At 68.5% G+C, this 18,929-nt stretch carries 14 protein-coding genes; 11 read left to right on the plus strand and 3 right to left on the minus strand.

Annotation, left to right across the window (positions count from 1 at the left end; translation table 11 throughout):
- The first annotated feature begins 98 nt into the window (after positions 1 to 98).
- The 9 genes from FZ029_RS16805 (at position 99) to FZ029_RS16845 (ending at position 8,747) form a co-directional block, all read left to right on the plus strand.
- Positions 99 to 1,250: an acyl-CoA dehydrogenase family protein gene (locus FZ029_RS16805; protein WP_149270274.1), complete on the plus strand. Its 1,152-nt coding sequence runs from the start codon at positions 99 to 101 to the stop codon at positions 1,248 to 1,250.
- Positions 1,247 to 2,815, plus strand: a complete 1,569-nt coding sequence (locus FZ029_RS16810) for an AMP-binding protein (protein WP_149270276.1) — start codon at positions 1,247 to 1,249, stop codon at positions 2,813 to 2,815. The genes FZ029_RS16805 and FZ029_RS16810 overlap by 4 nt, the downstream gene beginning before the upstream one ends.
- A 65-nt stretch (positions 2,816 to 2,880) precedes the next feature.
- Positions 2,881 to 4,059: an ABC transporter substrate-binding protein gene (locus tag FZ029_RS16815; RefSeq protein WP_149270278.1), complete on the plus strand. Its 1,179-nt coding sequence runs from the start codon at positions 2,881 to 2,883 to the stop codon at positions 4,057 to 4,059.
- 188 nt (positions 4,060 to 4,247) lie between these two features.
- Entirely contained in the window at positions 4,248 to 5,126 is an 879-nt protein-coding gene (locus FZ029_RS16820; RefSeq protein ID WP_109156104.1) for a branched-chain amino acid ABC transporter permease, read from the plus strand.
- Complete coding sequence (locus FZ029_RS16825) at positions 5,123 to 6,094, plus strand: branched-chain amino acid ABC transporter permease (protein ID WP_149270280.1); 972 nt, start codon at positions 5,123 to 5,125, stop codon at positions 6,092 to 6,094. Before FZ029_RS16820 ends, FZ029_RS16825 begins: the two co-directional genes overlap by 4 nt.
- Positions 6,081 to 6,806: an ABC transporter ATP-binding protein gene (locus tag FZ029_RS16830; RefSeq protein ID WP_149270282.1), complete on the plus strand. Its 726-nt coding sequence runs from the start codon at positions 6,081 to 6,083 to the stop codon at positions 6,804 to 6,806. The genes FZ029_RS16825 and FZ029_RS16830 overlap by 14 nt, the downstream gene beginning before the upstream one ends.
- Positions 6,803 to 7,525 carry an ABC transporter ATP-binding protein gene (locus tag FZ029_RS16835; RefSeq protein ID WP_149270284.1) on the plus strand — a complete coding sequence of 241 codons (723 nt, stop codon included), beginning with the start codon at positions 6,803 to 6,805 and terminating at the stop codon, positions 7,523 to 7,525. The genes FZ029_RS16830 and FZ029_RS16835 overlap by 4 nt, the downstream gene beginning before the upstream one ends.
- The gene (locus FZ029_RS16840; protein WP_149270286.1) at positions 7,525 to 7,968 is read left to right on the plus strand and encodes a PaaI family thioesterase; all 444 of its coding nucleotides are present in this window, start codon (positions 7,525 to 7,527) and stop codon (positions 7,966 to 7,968) included. Before FZ029_RS16835 ends, FZ029_RS16840 begins: the two co-directional genes overlap by 1 nt.
- Positions 7,965 to 8,747, plus strand: coding sequence for an enoyl-CoA hydratase family protein (locus FZ029_RS16845; protein ID WP_149270288.1), 783 nt, complete (start codon positions 7,965 to 7,967; stop codon positions 8,745 to 8,747). The genes FZ029_RS16840 and FZ029_RS16845 overlap by 4 nt, the downstream gene beginning before the upstream one ends.
- 8 nt (positions 8,748 to 8,755) lie before the next feature.
- Here the strand turns inward: FZ029_RS16845 and FZ029_RS16850 are convergent, their stop codons facing one another.
- Positions 8,756 to 8,974 (minus strand): hypothetical protein, encoded by a 219-nt coding sequence (locus FZ029_RS16850; RefSeq protein WP_149270289.1) that lies wholly within the window; start codon positions 8,972 to 8,974, stop codon positions 8,756 to 8,758.
- 228 nt (positions 8,975 to 9,202) lie between these two features.
- On the opposite strand from FZ029_RS16850, the gene FZ029_RS16855 reads away from it, so the two are divergent.
- Together FZ029_RS16855 and FZ029_RS16860 are read left to right on the plus strand one after the other, a co-directional pair.
- Complete coding sequence (locus tag FZ029_RS16855) at positions 9,203 to 9,664, plus strand: response regulator (protein ID WP_149201298.1); 462 nt, start codon at positions 9,203 to 9,205, stop codon at positions 9,662 to 9,664.
- A 277-nt stretch (positions 9,665 to 9,941) separates the two neighbouring features.
- On the plus strand, positions 9,942 to 10,388 hold the full coding sequence (locus FZ029_RS16860; protein ID WP_149270291.1) for a hypothetical protein: 447 nt from the start codon (positions 9,942 to 9,944) through the stop codon (positions 10,386 to 10,388).
- Between the two features lie 68 nt (positions 10,389 to 10,456).
- Here the strand turns inward: FZ029_RS16860 and treY are convergent, their stop codons facing one another.
- Both treY and treZ read right to left on the minus strand, forming a co-directional pair.
- A complete protein-coding gene (treY, locus tag FZ029_RS16865) occupies positions 10,457 to 13,237 on the minus strand; it encodes a malto-oligosyltrehalose synthase (protein WP_149270293.1) in 2,781 nt (926 codons plus the stop codon).
- 39 nt (positions 13,238 to 13,276) lie between these two features.
- Entirely contained in the window at positions 13,277 to 18,883 is a 5,607-nt protein-coding gene (gene treZ / locus FZ029_RS16870; RefSeq protein WP_149270295.1) for a malto-oligosyltrehalose trehalohydrolase, read from the minus strand.
- Positions 18,884 to 18,929 lie beyond the last annotated feature (46 nt).

The following is an 18,929-nucleotide window of genomic DNA, read 5'->3' on the forward strand; positions in this document are numbered from 1 at the left end:
CCCCGCCTCATCTGTCAGCGTGGCCAACGAACAGATGAGGCGGCGCCCCTCAATCCACGATTTTCCCTGAAATCATTCTCCCCGGACGGAGAGCACGCATGGCCTTGGACAAGGACGTTTTGGATCAACTGCTGGACACGCTGGGGCGCTTCGTCCGCGAAAAGCTGGTCCCGCTTGAGCATAAGGTGGCGGAGGACGACGCCATTCCGCCCGAGGTGATCGCCGCGATGCGCGAGATGGGCCTGTTCGGCCTGTCGATCCCGGAGGAATATGGCGGGCTCGGCCTGTCGATGTCGGACGAGGTGCAGGTCGCCTTCCAGCTGGGCCAGACCTCGCCGGCCTTCCGCTCGCTGATCGGCACCAACAACGGCATCGGTTCGCAGGGCATCGTCATCGACGGGACGGAGGAGCAGAAGCAGACCTATCTGCCGCGCCTGGCCGCCGGCGAGATCGTCGGCGCTTTCGCCCTGACCGAACCGGAATCGGGGTCGGATGCCGGGTCCTTGCGCACCACCGCGCGGCGTGATGGCGACCACTTCATCCTGAACGGCACCAAGCGCTACATCACCAACGCGCCGCAGGCCGGCCTCTTCACCGTCTTCGCCCGCACGGACCAGGAAAGCCGCGACGCCCGCGGCGTGTCGGCCTTCCTGGTGGAGGCGGGGACGCCCGGCCTGTCGCTCGGCCCCATCGACAAGAAGATGGGCCAGAAGGGTGCCCACACCTGCGACGTGATCTTCGAGGACTGCCGCGTTCCGGCCAGCGCCATCCTGGGCGGCAAGGAAGGGCAGGGCTTCAAGACGGCGATGAAGGTGCTGGACCGCGGCCGCCTGCACATCGGCGCCGTCTGTGTCGGTCTTGCCGAGCGGCTGATCCGCGACAGCCTGTCCTACGCCATGGAACGCAAGCAGTTCGGCCAGCCGCTCGCCGAATTCCAGCTGATCCAGGCGATGCTGGCAGACAGCCGGGCGGAAGCCTACGCCGCCCGCTGCATGGTGGTGGAGACCGCACGCCGCCGCGACGACGGGCAGAACGTCAACACCGACGCTGCCTGCTGCAAGATGTTCTCGACCGAGATGGTCGGCCGCGTCGCCGACCGGGCGGTGCAGATCCATGGCGGCGCCGGCTACATCGCCGATTACGGGATCGAGCGCTTCTACCGCGACGTCCGGCTGTTCCGCATCTATGAGGGCACCACCCAGATCCAGCAGCTCGTCATCGCCCGCAACATGATCCGGGAGGCGGCATGACTGTGGGGCGGCCGGTTCCCGACTTCGCCGAGATGGTGGCGGCGCTGCCGCCGCGCATCAGCCACGCCGCGCTCGCCTGGGCGGAACGGACGCCGGACGCCCCCGCCCTGTTCGACGGGACGCAGGAATGGAGCTACCGCCGCCTTGCCCAGGCGGTGGGCAGCGCCGCCGTGCATTTCCGGCGGCTGGGGGTGGTCGGCGGCGACCGGGTGATGATCGTCTGCGAGAACGGCCTCGCGGCGGTCACCCTGATCCTGGCGGCGAGCGAGTGCGACGCCTGGCCGGTCATCGTCAATGCCCGCCTGTCGGACCGTGAGATCGACACCATTCGCGACCATTGCCAGCCGCGCCGGATCTTCTATACCGATACGGTATCCCCCGACGCAGCTGCCCATGCCGTCCGCCATGGCGCGGAGCCGCTTGGCGACCCCCACCTGCCGCCGATGGCGGTCGGCCCGCTGCTGGATGCCGATCCGGAGCCGGTCCATGCCGGCAACCAGCGGCAGGTCGGCGCCCTGATCTACACCTCCGGCACCACCGGCAAGCCCAAGGGCGTGATGCTGTCCCACCGCGGCCTGCTGTTCGTCGCCTCGGTGTCGGGCTGGATGCGCGGGCTCGGTCCCAATGACCGCACCTACGGCGTGCTGCCGGTCAGCCATGTCTTCGGCCTCGCCTCCACCTGCCTCGGCACGCTCTATGCCGGCGGCTGCCTGCACACGGTGCCCCGCTTCGCTCCTGCCGCCGTATGGCAGGCGTTGGAACAGGATGGCGTGACGGTGTTCCAGGGTGTTCCAGCCATGTACGCCAAGCTGGTGGAGCACGCGACCGTCACCGGCCGTACTCTGTCGGCGCCCGCCTTGCGCTACCTGTCCTCGGGCGGCTCGGTGCTGGACCTCGACCTCAAGCTGGCGGTGGAGCGGGTCTTCGGCCTGCCGCTGCACAACGGCTACGGCCTGACCGAATGCTCGCCGACGGTGACGCAGACCCGGCTGGACGCGCCGCGCAGCGACACCTCCATCGGGCCGGCGCTGCCGCTGGTGGAGATGCGCTTCGTCGACCATGCCACCGGCCGCGACGTGCCGGACGGCGAGCCGGGCGAACTGTGGGTCCGCGCCCCCAACGTCATGCTCGGCTACTACCGCGAACCGGCGCTGACGTCCCAGGCCATCACCGACGACGGCTGGCTGAAGACCGGCGACGTCGCCCGGCTGGAGCCGGACGGCTGCGTCGCCGTGGTCGGCCGCATCCGCGAGATCGTCATCCGCTCCGGCTTCAACGTCTATCCGGAGGAGGTGGAGGGCGTGCTGACCAGCCACCCGGCGGTGACGCTGGCCGCGGTGGTGGGCCACGCCGTCGCCGGCAACGAGGAAGTGGTCGCCTTCGTCCAGTTCATCCCCGGCCGCAGCGCCAGCGAGGACGAGTTGAAGGCCTGGGCCGCCGAACGGCTCGCCCCCTACAAGCGCCCGTCGCGCATCGTCGCCATGGACGCCCTGCCGGCCAGCCCGACCGGAAAGCTGCTGAAAAGCGGCCTCCGGGCACTGGCCGCCGAGGTGATGGCTGCCTGACACAGCCGACAAAGCCCAAAACAACAAAGCCGCAAACGACAATGCCCATGGGAGGGAACGAAAACATGACCCGGACGATCGCCAATCTCGTAACCGTATCCGCACTGGCCCTGTCGGTGGCGCTGGGCGCCGGGGCGGCGCAGGCCAAGGAGTTCCTGCTGGGCTCCGAACTGCCGCTGACCGGCAGCCTCGCCCGCGTCGGCCAGGGCATGCATGAAGGTATCTCCGTGGCCGTCGAGATGGCCAACAAGAGCTATGCCGGCAAGCACAGCTTCAAGGTCGAGACCATCGACGACGAGACCTCCCCGGCCAAGGGCGTGGCGGCGGTGGAGAAGCTGGCGGGCGACGGGGTGGTGGCGATCACCGGCGGCTACGGCTCCAACATCATCGGTCCGGCGTCGGAAGCGGCGCAGAAGGCCGGGTTGGTCTACATCACCTCGGGCGGCGTGTCGCCGGAACTGACCCAGCGCGGCTATCCCACCTTCTTCCGCATCAACAACACCGACGGCTATGCGCTGGCGATGATCGGCCTGCTGCAGGACATGGGCGCCAAGAAGGTCTCCATCGTCTATCTGAACAAGGACGCGACCAGCAGCCTCGCCAAGCAGGTCAACACCGCGCTGACCGCCAAGGGCGTCACGGTGGGCATGCACGAGTTCGACGGCTCCACCAGCGACTTCAAGCCGCTGATGAACAAGGTGAAGCTGCAGGACCGCCCGGACGTCATCGCCATGGTCGGCTACGAGAACGACTATGTCGGAATCCTGCGGGCATCCAAGGTGCTGAAGCCGCAGGTCAAGGCGATGGTCGGCGTCTGGTCGCTCGCCACCGCGCAGATGGCCAAGGAATTCCCCGATCTGATGGAGAATGTCTACGGCACCTCCATGCTGCCCTACCCGGTGGAGTTCACCCAGCCTGAGGCGGTGGAATTCGCCGCCACCTACAAGAAGCTGTTCAATAAGGACCCCGACTATCTGGGCCAGTTCGGCTATGTCCAGACCCGCCTGCTGATCGACGCCGTCGTCCGCGCCGACGAGGCCGGGACGCTGGGCAAGGGCGGCCTGCCGGACGAGTTGCGCAAGACCGATGCCAACACCCTGATCGGCCGCGTCACATTCGACAAGAACGGCGACAACCTGAACTTCACCCATCGCATGGGCCAGCACCAGAGCGGCAAGGTGGTCCTGGTCTGGCCGCAGGACGCCGCCAACGGAAAGATGAACTTCCCGGCGGTGCCGTGGTGAGTGGGTGGGGGAGGTGTTGGCTCCGATTGCCCCCTCCCTAACCCTCCCCCGCTTCGCGGGAGAGGGAACGCCGCCGCCCGTTTGAAATACTCCCGCAAGCATTCTACCCCCTCTCCCGCGAAGCGGGGGAGGGATGGGGAGGGGGCAGAGCACCAACCCATCCCGCCACCCCCAACAGGGCGCAATCCATGCTTGAACTGACGCTCCAGGCACTGTTCTCGGGCCTGCTCGCCGGCGGCTATTACGCGACCGTGGCGGTCGGTCTGGCTCTGGTGTTCGGCACCATGCGGGTCATCAACCTCGCCCATGGCGAGTTGGTACTGCTGGCCGCCTATGTCGCCTATGCGGCGGAAACCAACTATGGCGTCAACCCGGTGATGGCGATCCCGGTGGCGCTGGTGATCGTCGGGACGGCGTCGGCCATCGTCTATGCGCTGCTCAGCCGCATCCATCAGGACCGCGAGATCAACTCGCTGATCCTCACCTTCGGGCTGGGGATCATCCTGACCAATGCCATCCTGTCGATCTGGGCGGCCGACATCCATTCGACCTCCGATCCCTGGTTCCAGGATTCGATGGTGATCGCCGATACGCTGTTCGCCATGAACGCGGAGGTTGCAGCCTTCGTCGGCGGGCTGGTGCTGATGGCCGGTGTCTGGTGGTGGCTGAACCATTCCTGGCAGGGCCGGGCGGTGCGGGCGCTGTCGTCGAACCGGGCGGCGGCGACCCTGATGGGCGTCAACCCGCGCAAGATCGAGATCCTGTCCTTCCTGATCGCCGCTCTGCTCGCCACCTTCGCCGGCTTCGCCATCTACACCGGCAAGACCGTCTTCCCGGCCCTGGGCCATGTGCTGACGGTCAAGGCCTTCATCATCACCGTGCTGGCCGGGATGGGATCGATCCCCGGCGTGCTGATCGGCGCCATCATGATCGGCGTCATCGAATCGCTGACGGTCACCTATCTGTCGGCCTCGTTGCAGGAGTTGGCGGGAATGATCCTGTTCCTGGTCGTGCTGTTCGTCTCGCCCTCGGGCCTGTTCGGCGGCGGGAGGGCACTGGCGCGATGACCACGACGCTCATGAACCGCATCGTTCTGATCGCGGCCCTCGCCATCGCCTATGTCGGCGTGCCGCTGCTGTTCGGCGGCAACGCCTATGTGCTGGGGCTGATCGTCGCGGCGCTGACCATCGCCGGGGTGGCGGTGGCCTGGGCGCTGCTGGGCAACCTCGGCGGCATGGTCAGCTTCGGGCACGCCGCCTTCTTCGGGGTCGGCTCCTACACCTCCGCCGTGCTGGCGATGAAGCTGGGGGTGCCCGTCTTTGCCGCCATGCTGCTGGGCGGGCTGGGGGCGGCGGTGTCGTCCATCGCCATGCTGCCGGCGCTGCGGCTGCGCGGTCCCTATTTCGCTCTCGCCATCCTGGCCTATGCCCACATCTTCCAGATCCTGGCGACCGAGATGACGCCGGTCACAGGCGGGGCCGGCGGGCTGCTGTCGATCCCGCGTTTCCCCACCGTGCTGGGTTTCGAATTCGGCGAGAAGCTGGGCGGCTACCTGATCGTCCTGACCATCGTGGTGCTGGCGGCGCTCGCCTATGACGCCATCCGGCGCAGCACCTGGGGCCTCGCGCTGAAGGCGATGCACGACACCGAGGTGGCGACCCGCGTCGTCGGCGTGCCCAGTACCCACCTGAAAGCGGCGATGCTGGTGCTGTCGGCCTTCATCACCGGGGTGGTCGGCGCCTTCAACGCCCATTTCATCAGCTTCCTCGACCCAGACTACGCCTTTTCCAGCGGGTGGACCGTCCTGCCCATCGCAGCGGCCATCTTCGGCGGCTACCGCACGGTGTGGGGACCGGTGGTCGGAGCGTTGGCGATCTATCTGGTCGACCAGCTTCTGTTCAAGCCGATCCTGCCGCACGGTCACCAGATGATCCTGGGCGTGCTCCTCTGCGCCATGATCCTGTTCAGCCCCGGCGGCCTGATGCCGGCCTTGCGCCGCCGCACGGTGAAGGAGAGCCGCCATGCTCACGCTTGAAGGCGTCCAGGTCAATTTCGGCGGCGTGCAGGCGTTGAAAAGCGCCAGCTTCTCCGTCGCGGAGGGGGAGAGCATCGGTCTGGTCGGCCCGAACGGTGCCGGCAAGACGACGCTGTTCAACGTCATCTCCGGCGTGGTGCGGCCGACCGCCGGCCGGCTCGACTTCCGCGGCACCTCGCTGCTGAAGCTGCCGGAATGGAAGCGGGCGCGGCTCGGCATCGGCCGCAGCTTCCAGATACCGCGCCCCTTCGGCCACTGCACGGTGCGGGAGAACCTGCAGGTCGCCCAGCGCTTCGGTGCCGGGAAGAAGGACCCCAAGCGGATCGACGAGATCCTCGACATCCTGAACCTGCGCGACAAGGCCGACCGCGACGCCACCACCGAACTGGCGCTGACCGAGCACAAAGCGCTGGAGGTCGGCAAGGCGCTGGCGACCGAGCCCAGCCTGCTCCTGCTCGACGAGGTGCTGGCCGGGCTGGAGACCAGCAGCAAGCGCGCCTTCATGGAGCGGCTGGCGGCGGTGCGCGACCGCTACCGCCTCGCCATGGTCATCATCGAACATGACATCGCCACCATCGCGGCGCTCTGCCCGCGGGTGCTGGTGCTGAATTTCGGCCAGATCATCGCCGACGGCTCCCCCGACGCGGTGTTCCGCGACCCGGAGGTGATCCGCAGCTACACCGGCGAAACCACGCTTGCGGAGGCGTCATGACCAACGCGCTCGACATCCTGACGCTGCGGGCCGGCTATGGCGCGATCAACGTGCTGTGGGACGTCTCGCTGTCGGTGGAGACCGGCAAGACCACGGTGATCGTCGGCCCGAACGGCGCCGGCAAGACCACGCTGCTGCGCGCCATCATGGGGTTGGTGCCCGTGACCGCAGGCGACATCCGCGTCGACGGGCAGAGCCGCAAGGCGATGAAGACCTGGGACCGGGTGGCCGACGGGGTGGTGATGATCCCGGAAGGCCGGATGATCTTCCCCGACATGACGGTGGAGGACAACCTGATGATGGGCGCCTTCCCGCGCGGCTGCCGCAAGGACTGGAAGCGCAACAAGGCGATGGTCATGGACATGTTCCCCCGGCTGGCGGAACGGCGCGGCCAGATCGCCGGCACCCTGTCGGGCGGCGAGGCCCAGATGCTCGCCATCGGCCGCGGCCTGATGGAGCAACCGCGCGTCTGCCTGATCGACGAGCCGTCGCTGGGCCTCGCCCCGGTGGTGGTGGACGAGATCTTCCGCATCCTGGCCCGGCTGCGGGCGGAGGGGCTGACCATCCTGCTGGTGGAGCAGAACACCAGCCGCGCGCTGAAGATCGCCGACCATGTCTATCTGATGCAGTCGGGCAAGGTCGTTCTGTCCGAACGCGGCGACCGGGTGGACCTGGAGCGCCTGCACGCGCTTTACTTCGCACACGAAACAGCCGCGTGATGGGACAGGGTATGGACGATCTGCTGAACGGGGAGCCGGAATCCGGTTTCCAGCGCCTGCTGGGCTACGTCTTGAGTCGCTGGGAGGAGGGGGCGGCGGAACTCACCATGGCCATCGACGAGCGCCACCTGAACCGCGCCGGCGTCGTGCATGGTGGGGTCATGACGACGCTTTTGGACACGGTTTCCGGATTCTCGGCAACATACTGTCCCTTTCCCAATCGGGTGCGGCGGGTAGTCACGCTGTCGCTGTCGACCAGCTTCCTGGGGCAGGCGCGCACCGGTACGCTGGTGGCCACCGGCCGGCTGCGTGGCGGCGGGCGCAAGATCGTCGGGGTGGCCGCGGAACTCCGCCATGCCGACACCGGCGCCCTGATCGCCACGTCGGAAGGCATGTTCAAATACCGGCCGGGCAGCGAGAACCGGGAGGGGACAGAGCTATGAGTGGACAATTGACCGTCGCGCGCCAGGGTCGCGTGATGGTGCTGACGATGGACGACGCCGCCACCAAGAACGCGCTTGGGCCGGAGATGATGGCCGCCGCCCGCGACGCGCTGACCCGGGCGGCCGAGGATCCGGGAGTGGGCGCCATCGTCCTGACCGGGGCCAACGGGACCTTCTGCTCCGGCGGTAACCTGGGCCGGCTGCTCGGCAACGCCAAGGCCGACCCGGAAGTGACCCGCGCCAGCTTGGAACGCTTCCACGGCTGGACCCGCGCCATGCGTGCCTGTCCGAAGCCGGTGATCGCCGCGGTCGAGGGCGCCGCCGCCGGCGCGGGCTTCTCCGTGGCGCTCGGCTGCGACCTGATCGTCGCCGCGGAGGATGCGGTGTTCACGCTGGCCTATGTGAAGGTCGGGCTGAACCCGGACGGCGGCGCGTCGGCCTTCCTCGCCCGTGCGGCGACGCCCCAGCTGGCGGCCGAGATCATGTTCGAGGGCGGCAAGATCGGCGCGGCACGGCTGGCCCAGCTCGCCATCGTCAACCGGGTGGTGGCGCCCGGCACCGCGCTTGCCGAAGCCCTGGCCTGGGCCGAACGGCTGGCGGAGGGGCCGACGCTCGCCATCGGCCGGGCCAAGCGGCTGATCGAGAGCGGCTTCGGCGCGCCTGACGATCAGCTCGATCGCGAGGCCGCCTTTTTCGTCGAAGCCTTGCATGGGGCCGAGGCGGCGGAGGGCATCACCGCCTTCTTCGAGAAGCGCGCGCCAAGCTACCCCCGAGGCTGAGCTTATCGTCAGGCCAGCAACGACAGGGTGGGATCGGGCGGGGTGGGTGCGGCGTTTTCCAGGGTGCGGGCAACGTCGGACGGCGCGCCCGGCAGCCGCAGCGGCTCCGCCCGGCCGGCGAAATGCAGTTCGGTGCCTCCATTGGCCGTAGCACGCAGGTAGGCGACCGCGATTGGGTTCACCAGAACGGTTTCCCCGGTCGTATCGGTCAGTTCAACGAATGACATTGCATCTTTCCTCTCTCGCGTCCGGGTAAAACACGTTGCAATGGTGTATGTTTCGAACCCGGACGTTCAGTGAGGCGGCATACCCGCAAGGGAGTACCCCTTAGACCTCTTGAACGGAACGGAACCGCGACAAACATGGGCGGTTCAGTTGATCGAAGCCGAACGCGCTTCGAAAACCGGACGGGACGGGCTATAAGCCCGCACCGTCAATCAAGGGAGCATGCCGTCTTGAAGTTGCTTGTCGTCGAGGACGATCCGCTGATCGGTCCGGCCGTGAAGGCCGTTCTGGAGAATGCGGGCTATACCGTGGTCGGACCGCTGCGCGATGCCACGAAGGCCGCGCGGGTCGGTGCCCGCGAATGTCCCGACCTGGCGCTGGTCGACGTCAATCTCGCCGGTGGGGAGAACGGCTTGGTGCTTGCCCGCCGGCTGTGGGAGGAAAACGGCATTCCGTCGTTGCTGATGACCGGTTTCGACCACCATGCGGCCGAAGCCCGCGAGTTCGCCATGGGCCTGCTGCGCAAGCCGGTGATGCCGGACGCGCTGGTGCAGGCCGTCGGCGCGGCGGGTGAAATCCTGGGTGGCCTGCGGCCGTCTTCAACGCCGGCCGCGCTGGAAATCTTCCACGGCTCCGTCGCCACCACCGCCAGCCTGAGCGCCGCCGCCTTGCCCAAGGCCCGCACGGCCTGACCGGCCCCCCTGGCGCGTCGTCCCCTGAGAACGCCCGCTCTTCGGCGGGCGTTTTCTTTTTTGCAACGCGCGCGATGCCCGCCGTCCGGTGTGTCATCGTCGGGGCATCGCAAGCCGCGACGGATGGCGGCGCAACCATTGCGGATCGCCGCTGTTGGTGGGCTGGAACGCGGGGGACGGACCCGACCCCGTGCAGGATTTCGATGCTCCCCGGACCACGGCAGCCCGGCCGCCGGCAGACCGGTGTCGACGGGCATGCACAGCGAAAGGAAACGTCATGAAGAGCCTGATGATCGGCACCGCCGCCGCGCTCGCCCTGATGGCCGCCCCGGCTTTCGCCGACGGCAGCGGTTCCATCTCCGGCAGCCCCGCCGCGACCAGTGCCGGTCCAAGCACCAACGCCAACCAGACCAACCCGCCCTGCACCTCCAACAACCAGCTGGGTTGTGGCAGCATGGGCGGCGTCGACAGCAACAGCGGTGCGACCAGCGGCTCCAGCGGCTCGTCCTCCAACGGGTCTTCCATGGGCAGCGGTTCGATGACCGGTTCGGGCTCCTCCAGTTCGACCAACGGCATGGGCGGCAACAGCACGGGCAACAGCGGCTCGATGGGCACGGGCTCGGACGGCCCGGTCGGCACGCAGCAGCCGTCAGGCTCCATGGGCGGCTCGACGGGCGGCTCAGTGGGCGGTTCCCCTTCGGGCGCAGGCAGCACGACCCGATGATCCTTCCCATCCCGGCAAAGTGAAGGGGCGCGCGGGTGATCGCGCGCCCTTTCCGCTCGGTGCCGGCGTCAGCCCTCCTGCGACAGCAGGGCCACCGGCAGATCGGCGAACAGCGTCGCCGCCATCACCGCGTCGCCGCCTTCCACCTCCGTCCCGGTCAGCCGGTTGCGCCAGCGGGTGCCGCGCGGCAGCGGGATCGCGGTGTGTCCCCAGTCCGGGCTTTCGCCCAACTGCCCGACCAGCCGCGGCACCGCCACCAGCACCGTAGCGTCGCCATTGCGGCGGGCATAGGCCACCACATGGTCGGCGCGGTCGCCGGTCGCCTCCAGCGGCAGATACTCGCCGGCACTGAAGACCTCCGGCATCTCGGCCCGCACCGCCAGGGCCTGCCGGGTCACCGCCAGCTTCACAGCGCCGTCCGTCCAGCGCTCCAGCAAACCGGGCACGGCGCCGCGCTCCACCGACTCCTCGACCTCGTCCAGCAGCTTGCGGCGGGCATCGTAATCCACCGGCAGCCGGTTGTCGGGATCGACGAGGCTGAGGTTCCACAGCTCGCAGCCCTGATAGATGTCGGGCACGCCGGGGCTGGTCAGCTTCAGCAGGGCCTGGGACAATCCATTGACCATGCCGATGCGCGCCAGCGCCGCCTGGAAGGGCAGGAAGGCCTCAAGGAAGGCATTGCGGCGGGTCACGTCCAGCGCATCGTGGATGAAGCTGACGACCGCCCCCTCATAGGCCTCGTTCGGCGCCGCCCAGGTCGAATGGACCTTGGCCTCGCGCATCGACTTGGTCATGGCGCCGACGATGCGCTCGGCAAAGGCGGTCATCGCCGCCTGGTCGATCTGCTCGACAGACGCGCCGGTCAGCTCCGCCGGCCAAGCGCCCAGCAGAAGCTGATAGAACAGGTACTCGTCGTTGCGGTCGGGCGGGGCGGTGCCCTCCACGTCGCCGCGGCGGGCGCGCAGCAGGCGGCTCCAGGTCTGCACCTGCCGCTCCCACTCGTCCGGCATCTCCGACAGGGCGTAGAGGCGGGCGCGGGTGTCCTCGCCGCGCTTGGTGTCGTGGGTGGTGCTGGCCAGCATGTTGTTCGGCCAGTTGCGGGCGCGGTCCTGATTGGCGCGGTGGAAGGCGGAAACGCTGACGCCGAAATTGTCGGGATGGCCGCCGACCTCGTTGAGCGCCACCAGCCGGTTGTAGCGGTAGAAGGCGGTGTCCTCCAGACCCTTCGCCATCACCGGCCCGCTGTATTGCTGGAACCGCATGGCGAAGCGGGTGACCTGCTGATGGCTGTAGCCGCTCTTGGGAGCCGCCACCAGATCGGAGGTCAGCAGCCGCTGCAGGAAATCATAGACCGAGCCGTCCGGACCCTGCTCCACCCGCCGCGCCTGGGAGATCGCCCAGTCGATGTCGCGGCGGTCGAGGTCGCTCGGCACGCCGCCGTCGACATAGGTGCGATAGACGGGGAAGCGGGCGATGGTCTCCTTCAGCGCCTGATGCAGGATGTTGGCGGTGAAGTCGGCGGTGGCGGGGTTGGAGCGGGCGATGCGCGACGCCTTGCGCGACAGCACGTTCAGCTCGCTCGCCATCTCGCTTTCCATGATGCGGATCTTGCTCTGGCGCACCACCTCATCGAAATCGTCGCGCCGGCCGATGAAGTCGGCGTAGAGGCGGGTGAAGGCCTCCTCCGCCTTGGGGTCGACGAACAGGCCGCCCATCAGGTTGGCATATTCGTAACCGGTGGTGCCGTCGATCGGCCAATCCTCACGCAGCCGCTCGTGCCGGGCCAGGATCTTCTCCACCACCAGATAGAATGGCTTCGCGGAGGCCGCGACCAGCCGCTCGCAATAGCCCTTGGGGTCGATCAGCCCGTCGATATGGTCGATGCGGATGCCGTCGAGCGTGCCGTCCGCCACCATCCCCAGCACCATGCGGTGGGCGACGTCGAACAGCTCCGGCTCGTCCATGCGCAGGCCGGCCAGTTCGTTGATGTTGAAGAAGCGGCGATAGTTGATGTCGTCGGCCGCCACCTTGAAATAGGCGACACGCCAGTTCTGGCCGGCGATCAGCTCATGCAGATGGCCCCAGGTATCGATCTCCCCCTGATATCCACGGAAGACCGCAAGCCGCTGGTTGATCGCGTCGGCCATGTCGGGCCGGGTCGCCACCAGTCCCGCCAGTTCCGCCTTCAGGTCGGAGGCGCGGCGAAGCTGGTGGGGCCGGGCATCCATCAGATGGGTGAAGGCGTCGGCGATCCGCTCCAGATCGGGGTGGTCGCTGCCCAGGATAATGCCGTAATCCTGCGGCCGTATCGGCAGTTTGTGGCTGTCATAGGCCCAGACGGCGAAACTGCCGGTCTCCGGATCGAAGCGAAGCTCCAGCCCGCCCGACATCAGCACCGCGCCATACTGGTCGCCCAGGAACGGCACCAGGACCTTGCCCTGGAGATAACGGTAGTCGGATTCCCATTCGATGTCGAAATACCCGGCATACGGGCTATCCGGTCCCCACTCCAGGACGTTCAACCACCATTCGTTGTCGCTGCCGCCGACACCCATGTGGTTGGGGACGAAGTCCAGAATCTGGCCCAGATTGTTGCGCTTCAGCGCCTCCACCAGATCGCGGAAGTCGTTCTGGTTGCCGACCTCCGAGTTCAGCTCGTTGTGATTGACGATATCATAGCCATGGGTGCTGCCCGGCCGCGCCTTCATGTAGGGGGAGGCATAGAGATGGCTGACGCCCAGCCGGGCGATGTAATCGGTGATGGCGGCGGTGCGGTCGAAGCCGAACTCGCCATTCAGTTGGACCCGGTACGTCGCACGAGGGGTTGGCTTGCCGGCGGCGGGGGCCATGGATGTGTGCTCCTCGGAATAGGGAAGGGCGTTTTTTAATCAGCGGCGGGCGGGGGGAGAGGACGGTCGGGCCGCGGCCAGAATGTCGGCGACCGCAGCCGGCTCCGGCGCATCGGCCAGTTCCTCCAACGTCATCGACAGCTTGCGGCGCCAGTTCGGGTATTGGTCGGTGGTGCCGGGCAAATTGACCTGATCGCGTTCACGGGTCAGGTCGTCCAACTGCGCCACCGCCAGCGCCGCGTTGGTGCGGGCGAGGAAGGCATGCACCGCATGGTCGAGCGCCTCGTCATAGGGGCTGTCCGGCCCGAACCCGGCGGGCAGGGCGATGTCGGCGGCGCGCAGGGCATCGACCAGGGCGTTGCGGTCGGCGGAGCGGCGGGCCTGCTGCTTTTCCGCCTCGTCCTCCGCCGGATAAAGGCCCTTCTCGGCCTTCAACACGATGTCGTCGCCCTCCCACCAGCCGCGCAGCGTGGCGAGGTCGTGGCTGCCGACGGTGGCGAGCGCCAGTTCCGGATACTCGTCCGGCCCCTTGAAGGCGCCGTCCTCCGTCCATTCGAAGAAGACGACGCGGTAGCTCAGCACCCCGGCTTCGGTCATCCGCTCGCGGAAGCCATCCGGCACGGTGCCCAGATCCTCGCCGACGACGAGGCAGCGGTGCCGCTGGCTTTCCAGCGCCAGGATGCCCAGCAGATCCTCCATCGGATAGGCGACATAGGCGCCTTCGCCCGGCGGGTGGCCGTCCGGGATCCAGTAGACATGCTGCAACGCCATGGCATGGTCGATGCGCAGCGCACCGGCATGCCGCATGTTGGCGCGCACCAGATCGATGAAGGGCTGATAGCCGGCCGCGCGCAACGCCTGCGGATGGAAGGGCGGCAGCCCCCAATCCTGGCCGGCCGGGTTGAACAGGTCGGGCGGGGCGCCGACATGGGCGGCGTCCACCACCGCCTGCGGTGTCATCCAGGTCTCCGCCCCGCTGGCATCGGCCCCGACGGCAAGGTCGCGGTAGAAGCCGATGGCCATGCCGAGTTCGGTCGCCCGCTCCGCCGCCGCGCGCAGCTGGTCGTCGGCCAGCCACTGCAGCCAGGCATAGTAGGCGACGCGGTCGGAATGCTCCTTGGCGAACCGTTCCACCGCCGGCGCCGTGGCGTCGTGGTAGTCCGCCGGCCATTGGTGCCAGTCGGCCTTGCCGTCCGCCGCGAAGCGTTCCCGCAACGCCTGGAAGGTGGCGAACCGCTCCAGCCCGACGCCGCTATCGGTCCGGAAGGCGTCGAAGGCGGCGCGCCGCTCCGGCTTGGCCGAAGTCTGGAACTCGGTGAAGAGCTTTTCCAGGATCGGCAGCTTTAGCTTGGAGACCGCGGTGTAATCGACGTGGGAGGCGGACCGCGCCGCCTCCAGCGCCTGCCGGAACTCCGGCGAAGCCACTTGGCGGCGCATGTCGGCATTGTCCAGGAACTCCGGCACCGCGGTGACGTCGATGTAGAGCGGGTTCAGGAACAGCCGGCTGGCCGGCGAGTAGGGGCTGGCATGTTCGGGATTGTCGAGGAACAGGGCGTGCAGCGGGTTCAGCCCGATCACCGCCGCACCGCGCGCCGCCGCGATGTCGGTCAGCGTCCGCAAATCGCCGAAATCGCCGATGCCCCAGTCATGGTCGCTGCGCAGGGTGTAGAGCTGCGCCGACAGGCCCCACAGCTTCTCGCCCATCAGCATCGGCGTCGGCAGATGGCAGCGGGCGGGCGCCAGGATCAGGCGGGTTTCCGCCACGCCATGCTCCGTTTCCACCCGCAGCGTGTGGTAGCCGGCCTTGTCCAGTTTGCCCAGCGGCAGTCGCCGCTCCGCATAGGTCACGTCGCCTGCCGTGATGCAGCGGCAGCGCGGCAGGCTGCCGAAGCCGACGACGCCGCTCTGCGTCTTCCCGCTTTCCAGCGTCAGGGTATAGCGCAGTGTCCGGGTGCCGTGGGGCAGGGTGACCGGCACGGTTACCGCCGCCCCGGCGCGGCGGACCACCGCCGGGGGCAGGGCGCGGCCATACTCCTCCTCGTCCAGCCGGTCGAGATGGGCGAGCGCGGCGGCCTCGTCGCCCGCCTCCACCCCCATTGCCGACAGCAGGGCGCGGATGGTCTCCTCGCCGGCCGTCACCGTCTCCCCGGCGGCGTTGTCGAAGGAGCGTTCCACCCCCATGCGGTCGGCCAGCCGGTCGAGCGCCGAGGCCTCCTCCAGCCACAGCACCACCGACCACGGGCCGAGGGTGTCGCCCGTCAGCCCGTCGCCTTCGGTCCACAGCATGCGGCCCGATGCCTCCGGGAAGCCGGCAACCGGCGTGTCGGCGAGGTTGGCGAAGGCATGGAGGCGGCTGCCGTCACCCAGCGTCCAGCAGACCGCCAGCCCGGTGCGCCCGACCGTCCTGTGGTTCGACGCGCCGCCGGGAATCCCATCCAGCCGCGGCACGATCTCCACCCGGCGCGTGGCGAGAGCCCGCCGATACCAGTCGAGCCAACCGGCATGCTCCGCCCGTTCGCGGGCATCCCAGTCCAGCTTCGCCGACTCCGCGGTCTCCGGCGCGGTGGGGTCGGGGATGCGGGCACGGGCGTCGGGATTCTGGAATTCGGGGAACTTGGCGAACTCCTCCGCCCGGCCCTTGCGCACGGCCTCCGCAAGTTCCTCGCCGAAGTCGCAGAAGAAGGGGAAGGGCTTGGCCGACGCCCATTCCTCGCCCATGAACAGCATGGGGATGCCCGGACTCAGCAGATGGAGGATGGTGGCGGCGCGCACCGCCTCGGCCTTGGCGATGTGGGTGATGCGCTCGCCGAAGGCCCGGTTGCCGATCTGGTCGTGGTTCTGGATGAAGGTGACGAAGGCGGTCGGCGGCAGATGGGCCGAAGGTTCCCCGCGCAGCTCGCCGTCGCGATAGGCCGACGGGTCGCCTTGGAAGGCGAAGCCCTCCGCCAGCGCGCGGCCCCATTTGGCCGGATCGTGGGCGTAGTCGGCGTAATAGCCGCCATCCTCACCGGTCGCGGCGCTGTGCAGGCAGTGGTGCAGATCGTCGTTCCACTGGGCGGTGTACCAGCGCGGATCGCCCTCGCGGTGGCGGGCCAGGAAACGCGCCTGGTTGGCGTCGTTCTCCAGCACCAGATGGACATGGCGCTGGTTCTGGAAATGGCTGCGCACCCGCTCCGCCAGTTCCTCCAGAACATGGCGGTCACCGTCGTCCATGATGGCGTGGACCGCGTCCAGCCGCAGGCCGTCGAGGTGGTATTCCTCCAGCCAGTACAGCGCATTGTGCACGAAGAAGTCGCGCACCGGCCCACTGCGCTCGCCGTCGACGTTGATCGCCGCGCCCCAGGGGGTCTTGTGGCGGTCGGTGAAGAAGCTGTCGGCGAAGGCGTGGAGGTAATTCCCCTCCGGTCCGAAATGGTTGTAGACGACGTCGAGGAAGACCATCAGCCCGCGGGCATGCGCCTCCTGCACCAGCGTCTTCAGATCCTCCGGCCGGCCATAGGCGCTGTCCGGCGCGAAGGGCAGCACGCCGTCATAGCCCCAGTTGCGCGAGCCGGGAAAGTCGGCCACCGGCATCAGCTCGATCGCGGTGACGCCCAGCTCGACCAGATCGTCCAGCCGATCGATGGCGGACAGGAAGGTGCCTTCATCCGTGAAGGTGCCGACATGCAGCTCGTACAGCACCGTCTCGTGCCAGGGGCGGCCGGTCCAGGCGGCATCGGTCCAGACATGCACGCCGGGGTCGATCACCTCGGAGGAGCCATGCACGTCGTCCGGCTGGAAGCGGGAGGCCGGGTCCGGAATTGCCAGCCCGTCCGGCAGGACGAAGCGGTAGCGGCTGCCCGCCTGCGCCCGCGCGGTGGTCAGGCCGAACCAGCCGTCATGCTGACCCTCCATCGCCAGCGGCGGCCCGCCATCTTCCAGCGACAGCAGGACCGACGCCGTCGTCGGCGCCCACAGGGAGAAGCGGACGGACCCGTCGGCCTGCACCTCCGCCCCGAAGGGCATGGAATGGCTGCGGCGGCGCTCGTCCACCGGGGGGATGCGGTCGCGGTCGCGGCTGGCGATCTCCGGCCCGGCATCGGCACGGATGATCGCGGTGACGCCGACCAACGGGATCCCCACCCACCCCGGCCGGTTGGCAAGCTCGTATCCGACCTCGTACAGCGCCTTTTCCAGCAGGAACAGCTTCAGCAGCTGGGAGGCCGCCTGCGGATCGCGCGGGAAGCCGGGACAGTCGCCGATGGCCGTGCGGTAGCCGTCGAGGAAGGCGGCCGACGACGCCCCCTCCCACCAAGACAGCCAGGCGGAGCGGGCATCGCGCGACGGCCCGTCGAGATCGGCCGGGATCGCGTCGCGTGCCATGGCGGCGGCATAGGCGATGGAGCGCAGCATGCCGGCGACGTCGCGCAGGATGCAGTGCTTGGCCCGCCGTTCGGCAAGCGGGCGCATCGGCTCGCCTTCGAAATCGACGATCTGAACGTCACCGCGCGACACCAGAACCTGCCCCAGGTGATAGTCGCCGTGCAGCCGCATGGCGCTGAGGTCGGCATTTGCAGGGATCAGCGCGTCGATCTGCGCCATCATAGCCGGCTCGCTCGCCGCCAGGGCGGCGGCCTGTGCGGCAATCGCCGGGTCCAGGGTCGGCCCGGCGGCGCGCAGACGCTCCAGCACGCGCTTGGCCAGGGTGCGCACGCCGCCCGCCCACTCCTTCAGCCGCTCCGCCGTCGCCGGCTCCGGTGTGAAGGCGTCGCCGCCGCCGGGGGTGGCAAGCGCCCGGTGAAGCTCCGCCGTCCGCTGCCCCAGAAGGCGCAGGAAGCCGACGCTGTCGGAATCGGCTTCCTGCGCCGCCTCGCTGTCTTCGAAGCGGGCGACGCGGTGGTTCAGATATCCGGTGACATGGCCCCAGGCGTCCTTCGCCTCCGGCACCAACTCCTGCATCACGCACAGCGTGGTGGAACCGGAGCTGTTGGACCGCTCGACCCAGCCCAGCAGGGCCGGCGTGTTTGGGAACTGCGCCACCTCGGTCAGGAAGCGGCTGACCTCCAGTTCGGGGTGCATGCCGGGTTCCAGCTTGCGCAGCCCCTTCAGGATGGCGGCGTCGCCGATGCGGATGGAGGTATTCGACTGTTCCGCGGTCATCCGATGCAGCGGGGCGTCGGTGTGCAACCGTTCCGCCAGCGCCTCGCAGGCACGGGTGTGGCCGGCGGTCAGGCCGGCGGACAGCACCGTTTCGCCGGGTTCGGGATTACGCTTCAGAATGGCGCCCAGCAGCGCACGGACCACGCCGTCATCGGCATAGCCATCGCGCAGGCGCCCCGGAACCGGCAGGTCCTTTGAGCCTGCGATCACCGACGCATCCTCGCCGGTGCCGCGGTCGAGGATCAGGGGAAGTTGGTAGAGTTGCGGTTCCCGCCCCGGCGGCTCCACCCGCAGCAGGCAGAGCTGCGCCTGCGATCCGCCGGCGAGCGGTAGCGGCAGGGCGTCGACGATGCGCACGACCGGCCGTCCGGCGTCCTTCGCCGCGTACCAGCGGCGGGTCAGCAGATGGTCCGGCAGCAGGTCGTCCTGGAGGCGGGACAGGATTCCGCTTTCCAGCGGGTTGGCCAAAACATTCGGCTGGGCATGTGGCTGCGGCGCGGTGGGCACGAGGGCTCCTCCCCTGTTGAGCGCTGGGTGGCACGTCGCTCAAACA

It is taken from the genome of Azospirillum sp. Sh1 (assembly GCF_008365135.1).
Taxonomy (GTDB): Bacteria; Pseudomonadota; Alphaproteobacteria; order Azospirillales; family Azospirillaceae; genus Azospirillum; species Azospirillum oryzae.

Excerpts from the sequence above, each read along its gene's own strand:
- FZ029_RS16805 (WP_149270274.1), top strand. The coding sequence starts at position 99 with ATGGCCTTGGACAAGGACGTTTTGGATCAACTGCTGGACACGCTGGGG.
- FZ029_RS16810 (WP_149270276.1), top strand. The coding sequence starts at position 1,247 with ATGACTGTGGGGCGGCCGGTTCCCGACTTCGCCGAGATGGTGGCGGCG.
- FZ029_RS16815 (WP_149270278.1), top strand. The coding sequence starts at position 2,881 with ATGACCCGGACGATCGCCAATCTCGTAACCGTATCCGCACTGGCCCTG.
- FZ029_RS16820 (WP_109156104.1), top strand. The coding sequence starts at position 4,248 with ATGCTTGAACTGACGCTCCAGGCACTGTTCTCGGGCCTGCTCGCCGGC.
- FZ029_RS16825 (WP_149270280.1), top strand. The coding sequence starts at position 5,123 with ATGACCACGACGCTCATGAACCGCATCGTTCTGATCGCGGCCCTCGCC.
- FZ029_RS16830 (WP_149270282.1), top strand. The coding sequence starts at position 6,081 with ATGCTCACGCTTGAAGGCGTCCAGGTCAATTTCGGCGGCGTGCAGGCG.
- FZ029_RS16835 (WP_149270284.1), top strand. The coding sequence starts at position 6,803 with ATGACCAACGCGCTCGACATCCTGACGCTGCGGGCCGGCTATGGCGCG.
- FZ029_RS16840 (WP_149270286.1), top strand. The coding sequence starts at position 7,525 with ATGGGACAGGGTATGGACGATCTGCTGAACGGGGAGCCGGAATCCGGT.
- FZ029_RS16845 (WP_149270288.1), top strand. The coding sequence starts at position 7,965 with ATGAGTGGACAATTGACCGTCGCGCGCCAGGGTCGCGTGATGGTGCTG.
- FZ029_RS16850 (WP_149270289.1), bottom strand. The coding sequence starts at position 8,974 with ATGTCATTCGTTGAACTGACCGATACGACCGGGGAAACCGTTCTGGTG.
- FZ029_RS16860 (WP_149270291.1), top strand. The coding sequence starts at position 9,942 with ATGAAGAGCCTGATGATCGGCACCGCCGCCGCGCTCGCCCTGATGGCC.
- treY (WP_149270293.1), bottom strand. The coding sequence starts at position 13,237 with ATGGCCCCCGCCGCCGGCAAGCCAACCCCTCGTGCGACGTACCGGGTC.